17 protein-coding genes and 1 pseudogene are annotated in these 17,198 nt (G+C 69.6%); 11 read left to right on the forward strand and 7 right to left on the reverse strand.

The window, feature by feature from the left end; translation table 11 throughout:
- Nucleotides 1-364: 364 nt before the first annotated feature.
- The 6 genes from AB0O21_RS09715 (at nucleotide 365) to AB0O21_RS09740 (ending at nucleotide 4,711) form a co-directional block, all read left to right on the forward strand.
- The gene (locus AB0O21_RS09715) at nucleotides 365-1,684 is read left to right on the forward strand and encodes an aromatic ring-hydroxylating dioxygenase subunit alpha (RefSeq protein WP_365168429.1); all 1,320 of its coding nucleotides are present in this window, start codon (nucleotides 365-367) and stop codon (nucleotides 1,682-1,684) included.
- Entirely contained in the window at nucleotides 1,681-2,193 is a 513-nt protein-coding gene (locus AB0O21_RS09720) for an aromatic-ring-hydroxylating dioxygenase subunit beta (protein WP_365168431.1), read from the forward strand. Before AB0O21_RS09715 ends, AB0O21_RS09720 begins: the two co-directional genes overlap by 4 nt.
- Nucleotides 2,194-2,282: 89 nt before the next feature.
- Nucleotides 2,283-2,675 (forward strand): carboxymuconolactone decarboxylase family protein, encoded by a 393-nt coding sequence (locus tag AB0O21_RS09725; protein WP_365168433.1) that lies wholly within the window; start codon nucleotides 2,283-2,285, stop codon nucleotides 2,673-2,675.
- The gene (locus tag AB0O21_RS09730) at nucleotides 2,665-3,174 is read left to right on the forward strand and encodes a hypothetical protein (RefSeq protein WP_365168435.1); all 510 of its coding nucleotides are present in this window, start codon (nucleotides 2,665-2,667) and stop codon (nucleotides 3,172-3,174) included. The genes AB0O21_RS09725 and AB0O21_RS09730 overlap by 11 nt, the downstream gene beginning before the upstream one ends.
- Nucleotides 3,175-3,245: 71 nt before the next feature.
- On the forward strand, nucleotides 3,246-4,292 hold the full coding sequence (locus tag AB0O21_RS09735) for a hypothetical protein (protein WP_365168437.1): 1,047 nt from the start codon (nucleotides 3,246-3,248) through the stop codon (nucleotides 4,290-4,292).
- 17 nt (nucleotides 4,293-4,309) lie between these two features.
- A complete protein-coding gene (locus AB0O21_RS09740; RefSeq protein WP_365168439.1) occupies nucleotides 4,310-4,711 on the forward strand; it encodes a hypothetical protein in 402 nt (133 codons plus the stop codon).
- A gap of 167 nt (nucleotides 4,712-4,878) precedes the next feature.
- Here the strand turns inward: AB0O21_RS09740 and AB0O21_RS09745 are convergent.
- Nucleotides 4,879-5,815, reverse strand: a pseudogene (locus AB0O21_RS09745) (IS110 family transposase); the annotation flags it as partial.
- A gap of 35 nt (nucleotides 5,816-5,850) precedes the next feature.
- Here AB0O21_RS09745 and AB0O21_RS09750 point away from each other — a divergent pair.
- A complete protein-coding gene (locus tag AB0O21_RS09750; protein ID WP_365168442.1) occupies nucleotides 5,851-6,744 on the forward strand; it encodes an HNH endonuclease family protein in 894 nt (297 codons plus the stop codon).
- Nucleotides 6,741-7,379: a hypothetical protein gene (locus AB0O21_RS09755; protein WP_365168444.1), complete on the forward strand. Its 639-nt coding sequence runs from the start codon at nucleotides 6,741-6,743 to the stop codon at nucleotides 7,377-7,379. Before AB0O21_RS09750 ends, AB0O21_RS09755 begins: the two co-directional genes overlap by 4 nt.
- Before the next feature lie 172 nt (nucleotides 7,380-7,551).
- On the opposite strand, the gene AB0O21_RS09760 is transcribed toward AB0O21_RS09755, so the two are convergent.
- Nucleotides 7,552-8,343: an MBL fold metallo-hydrolase gene (locus AB0O21_RS09760; protein ID WP_365168447.1), complete on the reverse strand. Its 792-nt coding sequence runs from the start codon at nucleotides 8,341-8,343 to the stop codon at nucleotides 7,552-7,554.
- A 110-nt stretch (nucleotides 8,344-8,453) separates the two neighbouring features.
- Between AB0O21_RS09760 and AB0O21_RS09765 the strand changes: the two genes are divergently transcribed.
- Nucleotides 8,454-9,080: an ABATE domain-containing protein gene (locus AB0O21_RS09765; protein WP_365168450.1), complete on the forward strand. Its 627-nt coding sequence runs from the start codon at nucleotides 8,454-8,456 to the stop codon at nucleotides 9,078-9,080.
- Here AB0O21_RS09765 and AB0O21_RS09770 read toward each other — a convergent pair.
- The 3 genes from AB0O21_RS09770 to AB0O21_RS09780 all read right to left on the reverse strand — a co-directional run bounded on the left by AB0O21_RS09770 (nucleotide 9,070) and on the right by AB0O21_RS09780 (nucleotide 13,254).
- Nucleotides 9,070-10,512 carry an MFS transporter gene (locus tag AB0O21_RS09770; RefSeq protein WP_365168452.1) on the reverse strand — a complete coding sequence of 481 codons (1,443 nt, stop codon included), beginning with the start codon at nucleotides 10,510-10,512 and terminating at the stop codon, nucleotides 9,070-9,072. The genes AB0O21_RS09765 and AB0O21_RS09770 overlap by 11 nt on opposite strands.
- Before the next feature lie 51 nt (nucleotides 10,513-10,563).
- Nucleotides 10,564-12,828, reverse strand: coding sequence for a heavy metal translocating P-type ATPase (locus AB0O21_RS09775; RefSeq protein ID WP_365168455.1), 2,265 nt, complete (start codon nucleotides 12,826-12,828; stop codon nucleotides 10,564-10,566).
- Nucleotides 12,829-12,963: 135 nt separating this feature from the next.
- Nucleotides 12,964-13,254: a heavy-metal-associated domain-containing protein gene (locus tag AB0O21_RS09780; RefSeq protein ID WP_365168458.1), complete on the reverse strand. Its 291-nt coding sequence runs from the start codon at nucleotides 13,252-13,254 to the stop codon at nucleotides 12,964-12,966.
- Nucleotides 13,255-13,440: 186 nt separating this feature from the next.
- Between AB0O21_RS09780 and AB0O21_RS09785 the strand changes: the two genes are divergently transcribed.
- Nucleotides 13,441-14,391 carry a hypothetical protein gene (locus AB0O21_RS09785; protein WP_365168460.1) on the forward strand — a complete coding sequence of 317 codons (951 nt, stop codon included), beginning with the start codon at nucleotides 13,441-13,443 and terminating at the stop codon, nucleotides 14,389-14,391.
- A gap of 20 nt (nucleotides 14,392-14,411) precedes the next feature.
- On the opposite strand, the gene AB0O21_RS09790 is transcribed toward AB0O21_RS09785, so the two are convergent.
- Nucleotides 14,412-14,867 (reverse strand): Lrp/AsnC family transcriptional regulator, encoded by a 456-nt coding sequence (locus AB0O21_RS09790; protein ID WP_362390758.1) that lies wholly within the window; start codon nucleotides 14,865-14,867, stop codon nucleotides 14,412-14,414.
- A gap of 137 nt (nucleotides 14,868-15,004) precedes the next feature.
- Between AB0O21_RS09790 and AB0O21_RS09795 the strand changes: the two genes are divergently transcribed.
- Complete coding sequence (locus tag AB0O21_RS09795; RefSeq protein ID WP_365168462.1) at nucleotides 15,005-16,006, forward strand: asparaginase; 1,002 nt, start codon at nucleotides 15,005-15,007, stop codon at nucleotides 16,004-16,006.
- Nucleotides 16,007-16,213: 207 nt separating this feature from the next.
- On the opposite strand, the gene meaB is transcribed toward AB0O21_RS09795, so the two are convergent.
- The gene (meaB, locus tag AB0O21_RS09800; RefSeq protein ID WP_365168464.1) at nucleotides 16,214-17,197 is read right to left on the reverse strand and encodes a methylmalonyl Co-A mutase-associated GTPase MeaB; all 984 of its coding nucleotides are present in this window, start codon (nucleotides 17,195-17,197) and stop codon (nucleotides 16,214-16,216) included.
- Nucleotide 17,198: the final 1 nt, after the last annotated feature.

A 17,198-nucleotide genomic window follows, 5' to 3' on the forward strand; every position in this document is an offset into this window, starting at 1 on the left:
GTTGAACCTGGGCATAGGTGTCCCTCGAGCTTTCATACAGGACATGGGGTGCATCGTGCACGAATTGAGGGTCAGTTGCTGAGCGGTTCCGTGTCCGCCGTTCCTCAGGGCCGAGAGGCTACCTCAATGTGCGCCCTGACCTGGCTTTCGACGGCCCCCGGACCGGGTGCGATGGGACTTAAGGCCCAGGGACTTAAGTCCCAGGGACTTAGGTCCTATGTACGACCGACTGGGCGGTCTGACAGCCTGCCCGTGGTTGTGATCCACCACTTGGCAGTGCCGCGGAATCCTGTGGAGATGCTGCCGCACGCACGGTCGAGGTGGTCGTCAGAACCGTTCAGAAACTACAGCGAAAGAGGGAGCAGTGACGATCGAACTGCAGCGGCTGGAGGACGAACCGATCGTCGTCGATGATCTGGAGCGCCTCTCGTTCCGGGTGGACCGCCGCGCTTACACCGACGACGATGTGGCCGCACAGGAGATGGCCAGGATCTTCGATCGCTGCTGGTTGTACATCGGGCACGAATCGGAGGTGCCCGAACCGGGCTCCTACGTGTCGCGCGATGTCGGCGGGCGCCCGGTGTTCATGGTGCACGGGTCCGACGGGGTGATCCGGGTGTTCGCCAACAGCTGCACTCACCGCGGGGCTCTGCTCTGCTCGCAGCCGGCCGGGCAGGTCAAATCCTTCCGGTGCCCCTATCACGACTGGACGTTCTCCAACAAGGGCGAATTGACCGGGGTTCCTATTCCGGACGGGTACGGGCCGGGATTCCGGAAGGCGGACTTCGGCCTGGCGGAGCACCGTAGTGACAGTTACCGCGGCTTTGTCTTCGTCACCTTCGATCCGGAGCAGCCGCGCACCCTGACCGAGTACCTGGCGGGAGCCACGGAATACATCGATCTGGTAGCCGACCAGTCCGAGACCGGGATGGAGGTGATCCAAGGTGCGCAACTCCACGGGGCTCAGGCCAACTGGAAGCTCATGATGGAGAACAGTGTCGACATCTACCACTTCCGAGCACTGCACAAGCGTTACGTCAGCTACATGCAGTCGCTCGGGTCGGTGCCACCACGACGACGGGGCGGCTTCGCCCGCGCCCTCGGCCTGGGTCATGGTGCCAACGAGCTGCCGCCCGCCGCGGCCCGCCCGCTCGCCCACTGGACGCCGATGTTCGATCCCGAGCTCCGGCCGCGCATGGAGGCGACCGCCGCACGGTTCGTCGAGAAGTTCGGTGCCGAACGCGCCCAACGGATCACCGGCATGAACCGCGCGTTGATGATCTTCCCCAACTTGATGATCATCGACGCGATTGCGCTCACGATCCGCAAGATCGACCCGGTCGGCGCCGACCGGATGGCCATCACCTCGGTTGCGCTGGCCCCCAAGGACGAAGATCCGGAGATCCGGGAACTCCGCAAGAGCCACTACCTGACGTTCCTCGGCCCCGCCGGCTTCGCCACTCCCGACGACATCGAGATCATCGAGTCGTGCCAGCGAGGTTATCGCAACAGCACGGTGCGCTACTCGGACCTGTCACGCGGTATGGACAAGGAGATCCCCGAGACGACCGATGAGCTTCCTGCCCGCGAATTCTGGCGGCAGTGGGACCGGATGATGCACGGCGACGACGGTCACTTCGAGGTCGCTCGCCAGGTCGAGCTGCAAGGGGCGGAACAGGAATGACCAGCGAACTGATAGTCGACGATGCGGCCCAGTTGAGTCTGTGGCATCGGGTGAGCCAGTTCCTTTTCCGTGAGGCCCGGCTGCTCGACGAGTGGCGTCTGACCGAGTGGTACGACGAGATGCTGACCGACGACATCCGCTACGTGGTGCCGGCCACCGATGTCCGCGGCGAGTCGGCCGGCGCGCTCGGGCTCATCGACGACGACGCCGCCCGGCTTCGCCAGCGGATCGAGCAGATCCTCAATGGCGAGGTGTGGTGCGAGGACCCTCGGTCGCGAACGAATCGCGTGATCAGCAACGTGGAGATCCTGGCTGATCAGGGCAGCTACCTCGAGGTGACGGCGAATGTCGTCGCATACCGCTTCGGGCACGGGCGCTCCGACGCCTACGTCGGAAAGTATCGGTGCGAACTCATTCCCGAGGGCGAGTCGTTCCGGATCCGGAGAAGGGTCGTGGTGCTCGACCACGAGACGTTGTACGAGCACGGCAAGCTCAGCATCGTCCTGTAATGGGCCGTTGCCGGACCCGCCCGGGTCCGAGCGATCGTCGCCTGTTCGCCTTGACGCGAACGTTCGTCCCCATAAGGAGGAGTTGATCGATGAATCAGCAGTCTGCCCGGCGCGAGCGGGGTGAAGTCATCTTCAAGGAGGTCTTCGGCCGCGAACCACGCCCGGGTTCCTACCCGGAGTTCCTGCAGATCACCGTCGACCACCTGTTCGGCGAGATCTGGGCCCGCCCGCAACTGAGCCTGAAGGAGCGCGAACTGGTCGCACTGACCGCGGTCGCGATGGCGCGGACCGATTGGGAGTTGAGGGGCCACATCGGCGCCTCCCTGAACCTCGGCATGTCGCGAGAGAAGATCGTCGAAGTCATCATTCAGCTCGCCTACTACGGCGGCTGGCCCGTCGCCAACAACGGACTGCGCGTGGCCCAGGAGGTCTTCGCCGAGTTGGACAACGTCACCGGGAAGGATGCGGACCATGACCGTTGAAACGATTCCTCTCGACCCGGAGGAGAAGGTCGACCTGTGGCGCCAGCGGTACTTCGAGGCCCAGGCGGCCGCGGAGGAGTTCGTCCTGGGAGAGCACGGCGAAGAAGGCCTGGACGGATGGATCGAGGCGAACTCCCGAATCACCGCGGACCTGCTGCGGGCGCAACGGCCCGACGGGGTGTCGGCCACCGATCACTTCGTGGCCCGGCTGCAACGTCAGCTCCTGCTGTACGACTCGGCGGTGTCCACCGAGCCCCAGCCCTCGGGGACCGTCCTGCGCAATGCCGACTGCGGGATTCTGCGGTACCGCAAGAAGGCCGCCCGCGCCGGCGTCGTGCTGACGTTCAAGTCACCGTGCGGGTACTGCCAGAAACTCCAGACCGCCATCGCCACCCGCTACGTGGAACCGGACGTCACGGTGTCGTGCGAGCAGGCGGGCGACGGGTGCACCTGGCGCGCGGAATCCGCTCACGCTGTGGAGGAGGACGCGGCCGGGTGACCGGACCGGCCGAAACGTCCTCCAGCCCTTCTCGCACCCGTCTCTTGGAGTGATCAGGCATGCCTTTGTCGATGGCCGACAAGATGATCCGTCTCAACCTGATGTCTTTCCCGCGCCCCCTCAACGTGGCGCAGTTCTACCCGGCACTTTCGACGTACAGCGTCGAGCGGCCCTTTTCGCTCGAAGATTTTCGAGCCGCGGCCGGTCACTTCTTCGACCAGAACCCGCTCTTCTCGAAGTGTCATTTGATCGAGCGGGAGTTCGAGAGTCCGGAAGAATTCCCGATCGAATCGTTTCAGGGGATCGTGCTCGACGAGTACCCCCATTACTACGACGGCTTCCTGTTGATGTCCGTCACGTACAAGTCGAACCCCAACATCCAGGGGATCTTCACGGCCTTCCCGATGTCCATGCAGGACGGCTACAGGTGCTTCCGCTTCCATCAGGCGTTGATGAGCACCATGAAGGCGGGCGAAGACCGATTCCGCATCGCGGAGGCGATATCGGAGCTTCAACTGCAGACCGCTGACCTGGACCAGTACCTCCCCGAGAGGAAGCCGTCCGTCGATGAGGGCGAAACGGTGCGGATCATGCCCTGGACGGTTCACGAGACCGTCGAGCCGGCTGTGAAGATCGGTTCATTCCTCGAATCGGTCAAGGCGGAGTTCCAGAAGAGGTCCAGCGAGAACCTTCTCGTGATGAAGAACGCCTCGTACGGCGCAAGCCTTCCCTTCGGAAACCACCTCATGTTCCTGTTCGTTCCGCGCGAGGCGGTCGATCGGAGCAGTGGTAGTCAGATTCGCGACTACTACAAGGAGCTGGCGATCGAAGCGGAGAAGGCCGTCGTGGAGCTGGAGACACCGGAGGACTTCGCGCGAGCCGGCGCAGCCGTGTTTCCGTGGATAGGCACGCACCCCCGTCGATTCGGCGTCAACAACTACGGCGACGTCTCGCGGTACGACGGGTCGGACTTCCTTCCGGAAAAGGGAACCCTCGTGCAGTATCAGTGGCACATGCCGTACACCGTCTCGCAGGGTGCCGCCACAGAAGGATCGGGAATGTACATGACCATTACCGTCAACGGTAAGGCGTTCCATTTCCTGACGGAGCGGCGGTAGGGGAGGCGGGAGTAGCCATGAAGATCGTCAAATCTTTTTACAGGATATATCTTCGAAAGGCGGAACTCGAAGCATGTAAAAAGTTCTACATGGCACTCCAAGGAGTGGACCGTCCGCACCACGAATTTTATTACGAGGAATTCAGGCTCGATATCGTAGGGATCGGAACCTTCCTTCTGCTCGCGGGAGACAAGGCCGACATCGAGCGGTTCGAGGCCACCAAGTTGACCTGCCTGGTGGATGACCTGGACGCCGTGTGCGCCTACTTCATTCAGACCGGCGTCAAGATCATCGACGATATCAAGGTGGTTCCCTCAGGGCGCAACTTGCGCGCCATGAGTCCGGACGGAACGATCGTCGAGTACGTCCAGCACAGCGATGAATTCAAGCGCAAGATGGCTGGGAACGCCTACGATTGAAATGTCTGATCCGGGGTTGTCGGTGTGCTGGGACGACAGCGGCCCCCCGCCACCGGAATTCGGTGGCGGGGGGCCGCTGTCGTACAGGGCGGGGTGTCAGCCGAAGGACTTGATGCCGCACCAGTCCACCGCGAGCGCCGTCCTGACGGGGGCCCCTATGGGTTTGGTCAAGCTGATGGGGCGGTCTGGGGTTCGTAGAAGGTGCCGTCACGGAGCATCACGAAGAGCACGTCGGCTCGTCGTCGGGGCAAGGCCGGCGTAGGCGGCGAGGTGGGCGGCGGACGGGAACGAACTGCCGTCGCCGACGTCGATGAGGATGCGGGCTCCGGTCCTGACGCCAATCCCCGGCATGGACGTCAGGACCTTGGAGCGAGGGTGGTCCTCCAGCAGTTCCTCGATCCGCGTGGCGAGGAGTTTGCGCTGGTCAAGCACTGCCTGGAGCGAGCTGGCGAGGCTGGGAACGATCAGTGCGGCCGCGTCCGTGCCCGGGACGACGACGGTCTGCTCGTCCAGCGCGGTGAAGATGCCCTCGACGAGGCGCTCGGCCATCCGCGGTGCCTTGGGGCGGATCAGCGTCACGAGCCGACGCCGTCCGGCCTTGCGTATCTGGGCGGGCGAGCCGAACTGATCGAGGAGTTTGAGCACGGCCGGGTGCTGCACTCGCGGCCCCAGGACACGTTCCAGCAACGGATGGATCTGCGTCAGCAGGCCGCGCAGGCGGTTGCTGATGCGGGTGGCTTCGCCGGCCAGGTCGTCGTCGAAGCCGACGATCATCTCCAGCTCGGCGATGGTCTCGTCTTCGAGATCGACCGAGCGGAGTGTGTGGGGCATGACGCGGGCCGCGTCCGCGATGACGAACGCGTCGCGGGCGTCGGTTTCGGCCTCGCCCGGGTAGAGATCGGCGATCCGCCGCATCGTCAGCCCCGGCAGATAGGCGACCGGGCAGCCCATGTCTCTCGCGACGGCCAGCGGCAGGGCGCCGACGGAGGCCGGCTGGTCGACCACGACGAGCACGGTCCCGTGCTTGGCCCGAAGTTTCCCGAAGACCTCGCGGAGCTTGGGTTCGCTGTTGGGCAGGCGCTTGTCGAAGGCCTTCTTCCCGGCCGCGCCTCGAACCGCTGAGCGGCGACGAGGAGGCGTTGGAGGCGGAGATCGCCCGCTTCGCCCTGCGCGCGGACCGGCTGATGCGGATCGTGGAGCCCGAGCGGGAGGCCGATCCCCAGCTGAAGGCGGCGCTGGAGCGGCTGTCCCGGTGGGGCGGCCAGGTCCACTACCCGCTCGCCCTGCACCTCCTCGACCTGGTGGACGAGGGCAGGACCACGGCCGAGGACGCCGCCACGGCCCTCGCCTACGCCGAGAGCTACATGGCACGCAGGCTCTTCGCGGGCCTGTCCACCACGGGCAGCAACCGGGTGTTCATGGAGCTCCCCAAGGAACTCGACAAGGACGGGTCCCCGGCCAAGGCCGTACGCCGATTCCTGTCGCGCAACCGTACGGGCGCGCGGCTTTGGCCCGGCGACGACGCCGTCCGCGACGCGATCCGCACCCGCCTGTTCTACAAGACGGGCCGCAGCGGCCAGCGCTTCCGGATCCTGCGCAGGTTGGAGGAGAGCTACGCGTCGAGCGAACCGGTCGACTACGCCAACGCGAAGCTCACCGTCGAGCACGTGCTGCCGCAGAAACCTGCCCAGCAGTGGTTCGACCTGCTCGCCGAGGAGACCGGGGACGGGGAGAGCCCCGAGGAGATCCACGGCATGCTCGTGCACACCCTCGGCAACCTGACCCTCACCGGCGAGAACGCGAAGCTTTCCAACCACCCGTTCCGCCGCAAGCAGGAGCTGCTGGACGCCAGCGCTCTGCGCATGAACCAGGGGATCGCGGCGCAGGAGCGGTGGGGCCGCGCGGAGATCCTCGCCCGAGGTGAGGAACTGGCAGACCGCGCACTGCAGTTGTGGCCCGGGCCGGTGGACGGGGTCGTGCACTCCGACGACGAGTGGGCGGGCTGGCGGGAGCTGCGGGCGATCCCAAGGTGATCCTGGAGGCGGAAGGGGTTCCCTTCGACGAGAACGGCCGGGCGCGCAAGTCGCACCGGCTGAGCGCCGTCGACCTCTCGGTACTGGTGGGCAAGGAGATTCCGGAGGAGTCCTTGCCCGCGACCGTGGCGCGCAGCAGCGAGGAAGCCAGGGCGAGTGGGGCCGCCCGTTTCGAGGCCCTGCTCCGGGAGAACCAGACGCCCGAGGTCGTCGAGGGCGTCTTGGCCGTGCTGCGGTTCTGGGAAGAACAGGGTGGGCACCAGGTCTACGGCAAGGGGGAAGAGACCAGCTGCTTCCCGACCGTGGATGCCGGAGGTACGAACGCCTCGCGCGCGTTGTGGCCGATCGCGATCTATCCCGCGTCCGGCACGGTCGAGGTCGTCTTCCAGTACCTCAAGCGGCGGCCGCCCTTCGATGACGAGCCGCTGCGCCGGGCTCTGATGGAGCGGTTCAACGCCGTGGACGGCATCGACCTGGCCGAGGCCAGGCTCGACCTGCGCCCTTCTTTCCCGCTGGAGGCCTTCGCCGCCCACGGTGAGGACATCCGGGCCGTGCTGGAGTGGTTCGTCCACGAGGTCGCGCTCGCCGAAGCCCGTCGTCCGTTCGACGAGGACAGTGCCCAGGCCGTGTTCTGACGCGAGCCGCCTGCTCCGGTCCTCCTGGTATGGCCGGATCAGGCGGTTCATCGTCCCCGGCGGCGACCCGGACGTCGTTTCGTTGGTCTGGAGCGGCCTCTCGTCCCATCGGGTACCCGCACGGTCCACGAGTCGGGCATTGCTGGGACTCGTCGCGGAGGCGAGGGGAGGGTCAGTTCCGGTCGCCCAGGTGCAGGGCGTCGGCGAGGCCCGCGGTTGAGAAGGCTGCGATGAGGTCGTCGCGGCCCTCGGTGAAGTGGGACCAGCTGTCGTAGTGGACGGGGACGACCCGGCGGGCGCCGAGGATCGTTGCGGCTTCGGCTGCCTGCTCGCTGCTCAGGACGATGAGTGCGCCGTCGAAGAGGACGGGGATGCGGGGAGCGCCGGCGAAGAGGATCGCGGTGTCCACGGGGGCGAAGCGTTCGGCGATCTCGGATACCAGGGCGAGCGACGCGTTGTCGCCGCTGACGTAGACGGTGGGCAGGCCGTCTCCGGTCAGGACGAAGCCGACCACCTGGCCGGTGATCGGCTCCGTCTCCTCGCGTGGTCCCGGGCCGTGGAGGGCGGGCACGCCGGTCACGGTGATGGTGCCGCCGCCCGGGCGGTCCAGCTCGATCGGCTCCCAGTCGGCAAGCCCTACGGTGCGCTCACCCAGGCGCTTCGCGCCGTCGGGGGTGGTGAGGGTGAGGGGTACGTCGGCGAGCAGCGCCCGGCCGGATCGGTCGAGGTTGTCGGGGTGCTCGTCGTGGGAGAGCAGGACCACGTCGACGCGGCCCAGGTCGGCCGGGGTGGCGGAGGAGGCCGCCGTCTTCGTCAGCCCCGGGCGTCCGCCGCGCGGGTAGTCGCCGGGGCCGTCGAAGGTCGGGTCGGTCAGGAACCGCAGGCCGCCGTACTCGAAGAGGGCGGTCGGGCCGCCGAAGACGCGTACGGGGAACTGCTCCGTTGCTGCGGTGGTGGAAGACACGAGAAGCACCTCACGGATGGTTTCCAATGAAACGTGAGAGAAATGTAGATCGGCATCACGGATGGACGCAAGCCTTTCCGTGAGGTTCATGGATGGGGGTGAGTCGTACCATGAGGGGCATGGATGAGATCGTGACCGGCGGGGCGGGCCTGGCGCCCGCACCGGGTGCCGAGCAGTACCCCTCGCTCGCCCTCGCCAACAGCGCCATCGCGCTGCCCGGCGGGCACTACGTCGATCAGCTCGGCACCCCGGCGGGAGCGAACGAGTGGCTGACGGAACGCGGCCTCGCCCCGGTCGACGTCGGGATGCGGGAGATGTGCGCGGCGCAGCTGCGCTCCCTGCGCGAGCAGATCAGGGCGCTGTTCGCCTCCCGCGTCGAGGGGCTGCCCGCCCTTCCCGCCGCACTGGGCGCGGTCAACGACGCCCTCGCCAGGGTTCCCACGGCCCCGCTGCTCCAGTGGGACGAGAAGACCGGCCCCTACCGGGCCGCCCCGCACCCCACCACGCAGATCGTCGACCACGCCCTCGCGACCCTCGCCGCCGACGCCGCGGATCTGTTGACCTCTCCGGACGCCGAACGGCTCACCGCCTGCGGATCCACGCCCTGCAACCGCTACTTGCTCCGGCACGGCCGCCGCCACTGGTGTTCCACCCGCTGCGGCGACCGTGCCCGTGCTGCCCGTGCCTACGCCCGGCGCGGCAGCGGCCCAGATCTCGGTGGTGGGCTCAGCCGCTGACGCATGCGGTTTCTGCGGTCCGCTCCTGCGGGGCGGCCGGAGACTGGCTGGTGGGTTTGCCCTTCATGAGGGTGGCGGTGAGGGCGGCGCCTGTGGCGGCTATTGCTGCGGCCCAGAGGAAGGCGGTGCTGAAGGCGGTGGTGAGGGTGGGGAGGTCGGCCGCGTGGGAGGCGCCTTGGGAGGCGGCTACCGCGGTGAGGGCGGCGAGGCCGAGGGCGGAGCCGACCTGGTAGGTGGTGTTGACGATGCCGGAGGCTAGGCCGGCCTGTTCGGGACGCGCGCCGGACATGGCGGACATCAGGGCGGGGATGTAGGCGAGGGACATGCCGGTCGCGGCGACCAGGGACGCGGGGAGGACGTCGACCGCGAAGGTGCCGGTGGGTCGGACGGCGGAGAGCCAGACCAGTCCGGCGGCGAGGACCAGCAGGCCGGTGGCGATCAGGGGCTTGGGGCCGAAGCGGCCCAGCAGGCGGGCGGTGAGGGTGGTCATGAACACCATCAGCAGTGCCGTCATCGGGAGCAGCGCCGCGCCGCTGGCGAAGGCGCCGTAGCCGAGGACCTGCTGGAGGTAGAGGTTGAGGAAGTACCACATCGGGATCCACGCCGCCCCGAGCAGCGCCATGGCGAGGTTGGAGATGCCCAGGCCCGGGGTGCGCCAGATCGAGAGCGGCATCAGCGGTGCCTTCACCGACTTCTGGAGGGTGAGGAAGAGGGTGAGGAGAAGCGCTGCTCCGGTTAGTTGGAGAAGGGTTTGTGGGGTGGTCCAGCCTGCCTCGGGGGCGCGGACGATGGTGAAGACGGCGAGGGCGAGGCCGGCGGTGACGGCGGCGGCGCCCAGGACGTCCACCGCGCCCCGGCGCTTGGTGCCCGTGGGGAGGAGGCCGGTCGCGGCGAGGGTGGCGATGCCGATGGGGACGTAGATGATGAAGATCCACGGCCAGCTCGCCCACTGGGTGAAGACCCCGCCCAGGAAGACACCGGCCGTGCCGCCCGCGGGTGCAGCTGCCCCGTAGAGGGCGAGGGCCTTGCCGAGTTCCTTCGGGTCGTGGCCGAACAGCATCATCAGCAGGGTCATCGACGCGGGGGCGATCAGGGCTCCGCCCGCGCCCTGGACGGCCCGGCCGAGGATCTCGACCCAGGCGGTGTCCGCCGCCGCGGCGACGACGGAGCCGGCCGTCAGGACGACCCAGCCGGCGGCGAAGACGCGGCGTGCGCCCAGCAGGTCCGAGAGGCGTCCGCCCAGGAGCAGCAGGCCGCCGAAGGCGATGACGTAGGCGTTGAACACCCACTGCAGGTCTCCCTGGGAGAAGCCCAGGTCCCGCTGCATCTGCGGGAGGGCCACGCCGATGATCGACGTGTCCATGATGACCATGAACTGTGCCGCGGCCAGTACGCCGAGCGCCCACCAGCGCCGGGGATCGACGGTTGACATCGCTTCATACCTCCAATGTGCGGGTGCTGTTACGGGGTGTGTGCGGGTCGGTCAGTGGCCGGCGCGGAAGGAGCGCAGGCGCAGGCTGTTGCCTACGACGAAGACGGAGGAGAAGGCCATCGCCGCACCGGCGATCATCGGGTTGAGCAGGCCGGCGGCGGCCAGCGGCAGGGCGGCCACGTTGTAGGCGAAGGCCCAGAACAGGTTCGAGCGGATGGTGCCGAGCGTCTTGCGGGCCAGCCGGATGGCGTCGGTCGCGGCCCGAAGGTCGCCCCGTACGAGGGTGAGGTCGCCGGCCTCGATCGCGGCGTCGGTTCCGGTGCCCATGGCCAGTCCGAGGTCGGCCTGGGCGAGGGCGGCGGCGTCGTTGACCCCGTCGCCGACCATCGCGACCGAGCGGCCTTCGGCCTGGAGGCGCTTGACCACGTCGACCTTGTCCTCGGGCATCACTTCGGCGATCACCTCGTCGATGCCGACCTCGGCGGCGACGGCCTCGGCGACGGCCCGGTTGTCCCCGGTGAGCAGGATCGGGGTGAGGCCCAGGGCGCGCAGGCTGCGGATGGCCTCGGCGCTGGTGTCCTTGACCGCGTCGGCGACCTCCAGGACCGCGCGGGCCTCGCCGTCCCAGGCCACCGCGATCGCGGTGCGGCCGGCGGCCTCGGCCCGGGCCTTGGCCCGCTCCAGGCCCACGGGCAGGTGCAGGGCCCACTCGGCGAGGAGCTTCTCGCGGCCGACGAGGACGGCGTGTCCGTCGACGATGCCCTGGACGCCGAGGCCGGGGATGTTCGCGAAGTCTTCCGGGGTGGTGAGGGTTCCGACGCGTTCGGCGGCGCCGGCGGCGACCGCTTGAGCGATGGGGTGCTCGGAGGCGTGCTCCAGGGCGCCGGCCAGGCGCAGCACCTCGGCCTCGTCCTGGCCGTCGGCGGTGTGGACGGCGAGCAGGGTCATCCGGCCGGTGGTGACGGTGCCGGTCTTGTCCAGGACGATGGTGTCGACCTTGCGGGTGGACTCCAGGACCTCGGGTCCCTTGATCAGGATGCCGAGCTGTGCGCCGCGGCCGGTGCCGACCATGAGCGCGGTCGGGGTGGCCAGGCCCAGGGCGCAGGGGCAGGCGATGATCAGGACGGCCACGGCGGCGGTGAACGCGGCCGTCAGGCCGGCGCCGCTGCCGAGCCAGAAGCCGAGGGTGGCGAGCGCCAGTGCGATGACGATCGGCACGAACACGGCGGAGATCTTGTCGGCCAGGCGCTGGGCGGCCGCCTTGCCGTTCTGCGCGTCCTCGACCAGCTTGGCCATCCGGGAGAGCTGGGTGTCGGCGCCGACCCGGGTGGCCTCCACGACGAGCCGCCCACCGGCGTTCAGGGTGGCGCCCGTCACCGCGTCCCCCGTCCCCACCTCGGTGGGCACGGACTCGCCGGTCAGCATGGACGCGTCCACGGCGGAGGAGCCCTCGACGACGATGCCGTCGGTGGCGATCTTCTCGCCCGGCCGCACCAGGAAGCGGTCGCCGACCTGGAGGTCGGCGGTCGCCGCCGTGACCTCGCGGCCGTCGCGCAGCACGGTGACCTCCTTGGCCCCCAGCTCCAGCAGCGCCTTCAGCGCGGCTCCCGCCTTGCGCTTGGAGCGGGCCTCGAAGTACCGGCCGGCCAGGATGAACGCGGTGACGCCGGCCGCCGCCTCCAGGTAGATGTTCCCGGCGCCGTCGCTGCGGGCGATGGTGAACTCGAAGGCGTGCGTCATACCGGGCGTACCGGCGGTGCCGAAGAACAGCGCCCACAGCGACCACAGGAACGCGGCCGACGTGCCGACCGAGATGAGGGTGTCCATCGTGGCCGCACCGTGCCGGGCGTTCGTCCAGGCGGCGCGGTGGAAGGGCCAGGCGGCGTACGTGACCACGGGCGCGGCGAGGGTCAGGGAGAGCCACTGCCAGTAGTCGATCTGCAGGGCCGGGACCATCGCCATCGCGATCACGGGTACGGACAGCGCCACGGCGGTGATCAGCCGCTGCCGCAGCGGTCGCAGCTCGTCGGACTGCGGCGGCGCGGTGCCGTCCTGGCCGGCAAGGCCGTCGGTGTCGCGTATCGGCGCGGGCTCGGCGGCCGTGTAGCCGGTGGCTTCGACGGTGGCGATCAGGTCCGCGACCGAGACGGCGGCGCCCTGGTAGGTGACCTTGGCCTTCTCGGTGGCGTAGTTGACCGTGGCCTCGACCCCGTCCATGCGGTTGAGCTTCTTCTCGATGCGGGCCGCGCACGAGGCGCAGGTCATGCCGCCGATGGCGAGTTCGACCTCGGTGGTGGCGGGGATCGTGGTGGTCATCACTGCTCCTCGAAGTGAGGGAACGGGTGGGGTGCGGTGGGTGGGCCGCCGGGCCCGGTGGTGGGCGGGCCCGGCGCCGGTGGAGGTGTGGGGTGGACGTGCGGGGTCGGGTACGGGGTCGGGGCCCGGGCGGGCTCAGGCCGCCCGGCCCGTGAGTTCGTAGCCCGCCTCGTCGATCACCTTGGCGAGCAGGGCGTCGTCCGGCTCGCCCGCCGTGGACACCGTGACCTGGCCGGTGCCGAGGTCGACGTCGACGGAGAGGACGTCGGCGAGGGCGCCGATCTCCCTGGTGAGCGTGGCCTTGCAGTGCCCGCAGGTCATGCCGGCCACGGAGTAGACGGTGGAGATGCCGGCGGTGGCGGTGCCCGCGGTGGCGGGCGCGGCGTTGGTGGTCGAGCAGGTGCCGTCGGTGGAGCAGCAGGACATGGGAGCATCCCTTCCCGATAGGGCTTGATACCCGGAGGGGGTATCTCGAACGTGAGCTCATATATACCCCCCATGGGTATGCCGCGCAAGTGTTTCCCGCTCGTTTGCATATACCCCCTGGGGGTATATGCTGCGCGGACCAGGGCGACCGGCAGCGGTCCCCGTCATCGACCCAGGAGATGTGCCATGAACACCGCCGTGAAGATCACCGTGTTCACCGCCGCCCTCGCGGCGTCGTTTGGCGCCGCCTACGGAGTGGGCGCCGCGGTCGGGCCCGTGGGCGGGGCCTCCGCGCCCGCCGCGCACGCGGGCCACGGCGAGGCCGCCGCATCAGCGGGCGGCGATCCTCAAGGGCAGGCGCAGGCAGCCGCCGGAGGGCTCCAGATATCCGAAGCCGGCTACACGCTCGACCTCGCGACCCCGCGCCTGAACGCCGGACAGCCGGCCGAACTGCGCTTCGCCGTACGGGACCAGGCAGGTCGGCCGGTCACCGCCTACCGGAGCGAGCACGGCAAGGAACTCCACCTGATCCTGGCCTCGCGCGACCTCGCCACCTACCGCCACCTGCACCCCACCCGGGCCGCCGACGGGACCTGGAGCACCCCCGCCGACCTGCCCGCCGCGGGCGACTACCGCGTCTTCGCCGACTTCACCCCCGCCGTGGCCGGCGGTCGGAACCTCACCCTCGGTGCCGACCTCGCCGCCTCCGGCCCCTACCGGGCCGCCGAACTGCCCCCGGAGTCACGCACCGCCGTCGTCGACGGGTACACCGTCACGCTCGACGGCGACCTGCGCCCCGGCACGCCCGGCGAGCTGCGGCTGGGCGTCAGCAAGGACGGCCGCCCGGTCACCGACCTCCAGCCGTACCTCGGCGCGTACGGACACCTGGTCGCCCTGCGCGCGGGAGACCTCGCCTACCTGCACGTCCACCCCAACGGCGAACCCGGCGACGGCACCACCGAGCCCGGCCCCGGCATCTCCTTCACCGCCACGGCGCCCAGCCCCGGCGCGTACCGGCTCTTCCTGGACTTCCAGCACGACGGCGCCGTCCGTACCGCCGCCTTCACGGTCCACGCGGGCCCGGCCGCGCCGGTCCAGCCCGGCCCTGAGCGGGCCGCTGACGGCCACCAGCACTGACGGGGCGGCGGCCAGGGGTGTCAGCGTTCGACGGGCAGGCCGGTCGGTTCCTTGATGCGCTTCATGATGATCTGCGAATTGACCTCGGTGACACCGGAGAGGGCCGTCAGCTTCTCGATCCACAGGCGTTCGTACGCGCGCAGGTCCGCGACGGCGATGCGCAGGAGGCAGCCGGGGCTGCCGAAGAGGCGGTAGGCCTCGATCACGTCGGGGATGTCCTGGAGGGCCGCCTCGAAGGCCTCCACGGCCTCTCGGTCGCGGCGCACCTCGACCGAGACGAGCACCTCGAAGCCGCGGCCCACCGCCTCGGGGGAGATCACGGCGCGGTAGCCCTGGATCACCCCGTCCTGTTCGAGCTGGCGCACACGGCGCATACAGGGGGAGGGGGTCAGGCCCACGCGCTGGGCGAGCTCCTGGTTGCTGAGCCGTCCGTCCGCCTGGAGCTCACGCAAGATATCTCGGTCAATCGCGTCCATGGCGCAATTATCCCCCACCGAATGTTACAGAGCGGGCTGAAGACGCAATCCCATTGCGCGTAGATCGCTCTATCATTGCTGCTTTAGGTACATATGTGCGGGCGTTCTGGCGTTCGAGGGAAGGGCGGCCAACGGCCATGGGACGGATCGTCGTCATCAGCACCGGCGGAACGATAGCCAGCCGCTGGCAGGGCTCCGGCTTCGCGGCGGACGCGGACGGGAACGAGGTCATCGCCACGGCGCCGCTGCCCGAGGGGATCACCGTCGAGGTCGTGGACCTGTTCAGCGTGAACAGCCCCCGCCTCACCACCGCCCACCAGCTGACCCTGCTGCACACCGTGCACGAGGTGCTCGCGGACCCCGGCGTGGACGGCATCGTCGTCACGCACGGCACCGACACCCTGGAGGAGTCGGCGCTGCTCGTCGACCTCCACCACCACGACGCGCGCTCCGTGGTGTTCACCGGCTCGCAGCGGCCCATGGGCAGCGCGGACGGGGACGGCCCCGAGAACCTCTACGACGCCCTCCTCACCGCCGCGAGCACGCGCGGGCTCGGCGTGCTGATCGCCTTCGCGGGACGGGTGCACGCCGCGCGCGGCACGGTGAAGACCCAGGCGGTGGCGCTGGACGCCTTCGCCGACCCCTCGCAGGAGCTGCTCGGGAAGATCGGCTTCGGCAAGGTCACCATCCTGCGCACGCCGCAGCGGCCGGCGGCCCTGCCGCTGCCGGCGATGCCGGAACTGCCGCCCCGGGTGGACGTGGTGGTGCACCACGCGGACGGCGACCCGGTGCTGCTCAACGCGGCGGTCGCGGCGGGGGCGAAGGGTGTCGTCCTGGTGGGTACGGGCGCGGGCAACGCGACGCCGGAGATCGTGGACGCGGTGCGGGACGCCGTCGCGGGGGGCGTGCTGGTCGCGCTGACCACGCGGGTGATGGCCGGGCCGGTCACCGAGATCTACACGCACGGGGGTGCGGTGGACCTCGTGGCGGCGGGGGCCGTCCCGACGGGGACCCTGCGGGCGGGGCAGGCGCGGATCGCGGTGCTGTCGGCGCTGCTGGGGGCCGCCGAGCCGGCCGAGCAGGTGCGGGTGCTGCGGCGGGCGCTGGCCGTGGCGGACCCGGTGCTGGTCGGGGCGTAGCCCGCGGGCCGGTTGCCGGGGCTCTGCCCCGGGCCCCGCGCCTCACGTGCCGGCGGGGCTGGATGTGGCTGGTGCCGGCTGCCCGGTGCGGCTCAAGGATTCGGGGCTCCGCCCCGGACCCCGCTCCTCAAACGCCGGAGGGGCTGGAATTGCCCCGCGGCCGGCGCTTGAGGCGCGGAGCCCCCGCAGCGGCGCCGCACCAGAGCGTCAGGGCCCGCCGAAGGCGGACAGGATGTGGTCCGCCGCAGAGGTGGGGGTCACGGTCCCCGCGCGGACCGCGGCCTCCAGGGCGGGGGCCAGGTCCCGTACCCCCGGGTCGGAGCGGAGGCGTTCCAGCAGTTCCTCGCGGACCATCGACCAGGTCCACTCCACCTGCTGCTCCGCCCGCTTGGCCGCCAGGCGGCCGCCCGCGTCCAGCAGGGTGCGGTGCTGTTCCAGGCGGTTCCAGACCTCGTCCAGGCCGGCCGATTCGCGGGCGCTGCACGTCAGGACCGGCGGGGTCCAGGCCGCGTCGGCCGGGTGCATCAGCCGTAGCGCGCCCGCCAGTTCGCGGGCGGCGGCCTTCGCGTCGCGCTCGTGCGGGCCGTCGGCCTTGTTCACGGCGAGGACGTCGGCCAGTTCCAGGACGCCCTTCTTGATGCCCTGGAGCTGGTCGCCCGTGCGGGCGAGGGAGAGGAGGAGGAAGGAGTCGACCATGCCTGCGACGGTCGTCTCCGACTGGCCCACGCCGACCGTCTCGACCAGGACCACACCGTAGCCCGCCGCCTCCATCACGATCATGGATTCGCGGGTGGCCTTCGCGACCCCGCCGAGGGTGCCGGCGGAGGGGGAGGGGCGGACGAAGGCCGCCGGGTCGACCGAGAGGCGCTCCATCCGCGTCTTGTCGCCGAGGATGGAGCCGCCGGTGCGGGTGGAGGACGGGTCGACGGCGAGGACCGCGACCCTGTGGCCGAGCCCGGTCAGCATCGTGCCGAAGGCGTCGATGAACGTGGACTTGCCCACGCCCGGCACCCCGCTGATGCCGATCCTGCGCGCGTTGCCGGCGTACGGGAGGAGCTCCGTCAACAGGCGCTGCGCCAGCACCCGGTGCGCGGGCAGGGTGGACTCGACGAGGGTGATCGCGCGTGCGATGAACGCGCGCTTCCCGTCGAGCACCCCCTTCGCGTAGGCCTCGATGTCGATCTTCGGCACC

It is taken from the genome of Streptomyces sp. NPDC091371 (assembly GCF_040684275.1).
Classification (GTDB): domain Bacteria; phylum Actinomycetota; class Actinomycetes; order Streptomycetales; family Streptomycetaceae; genus Streptomyces.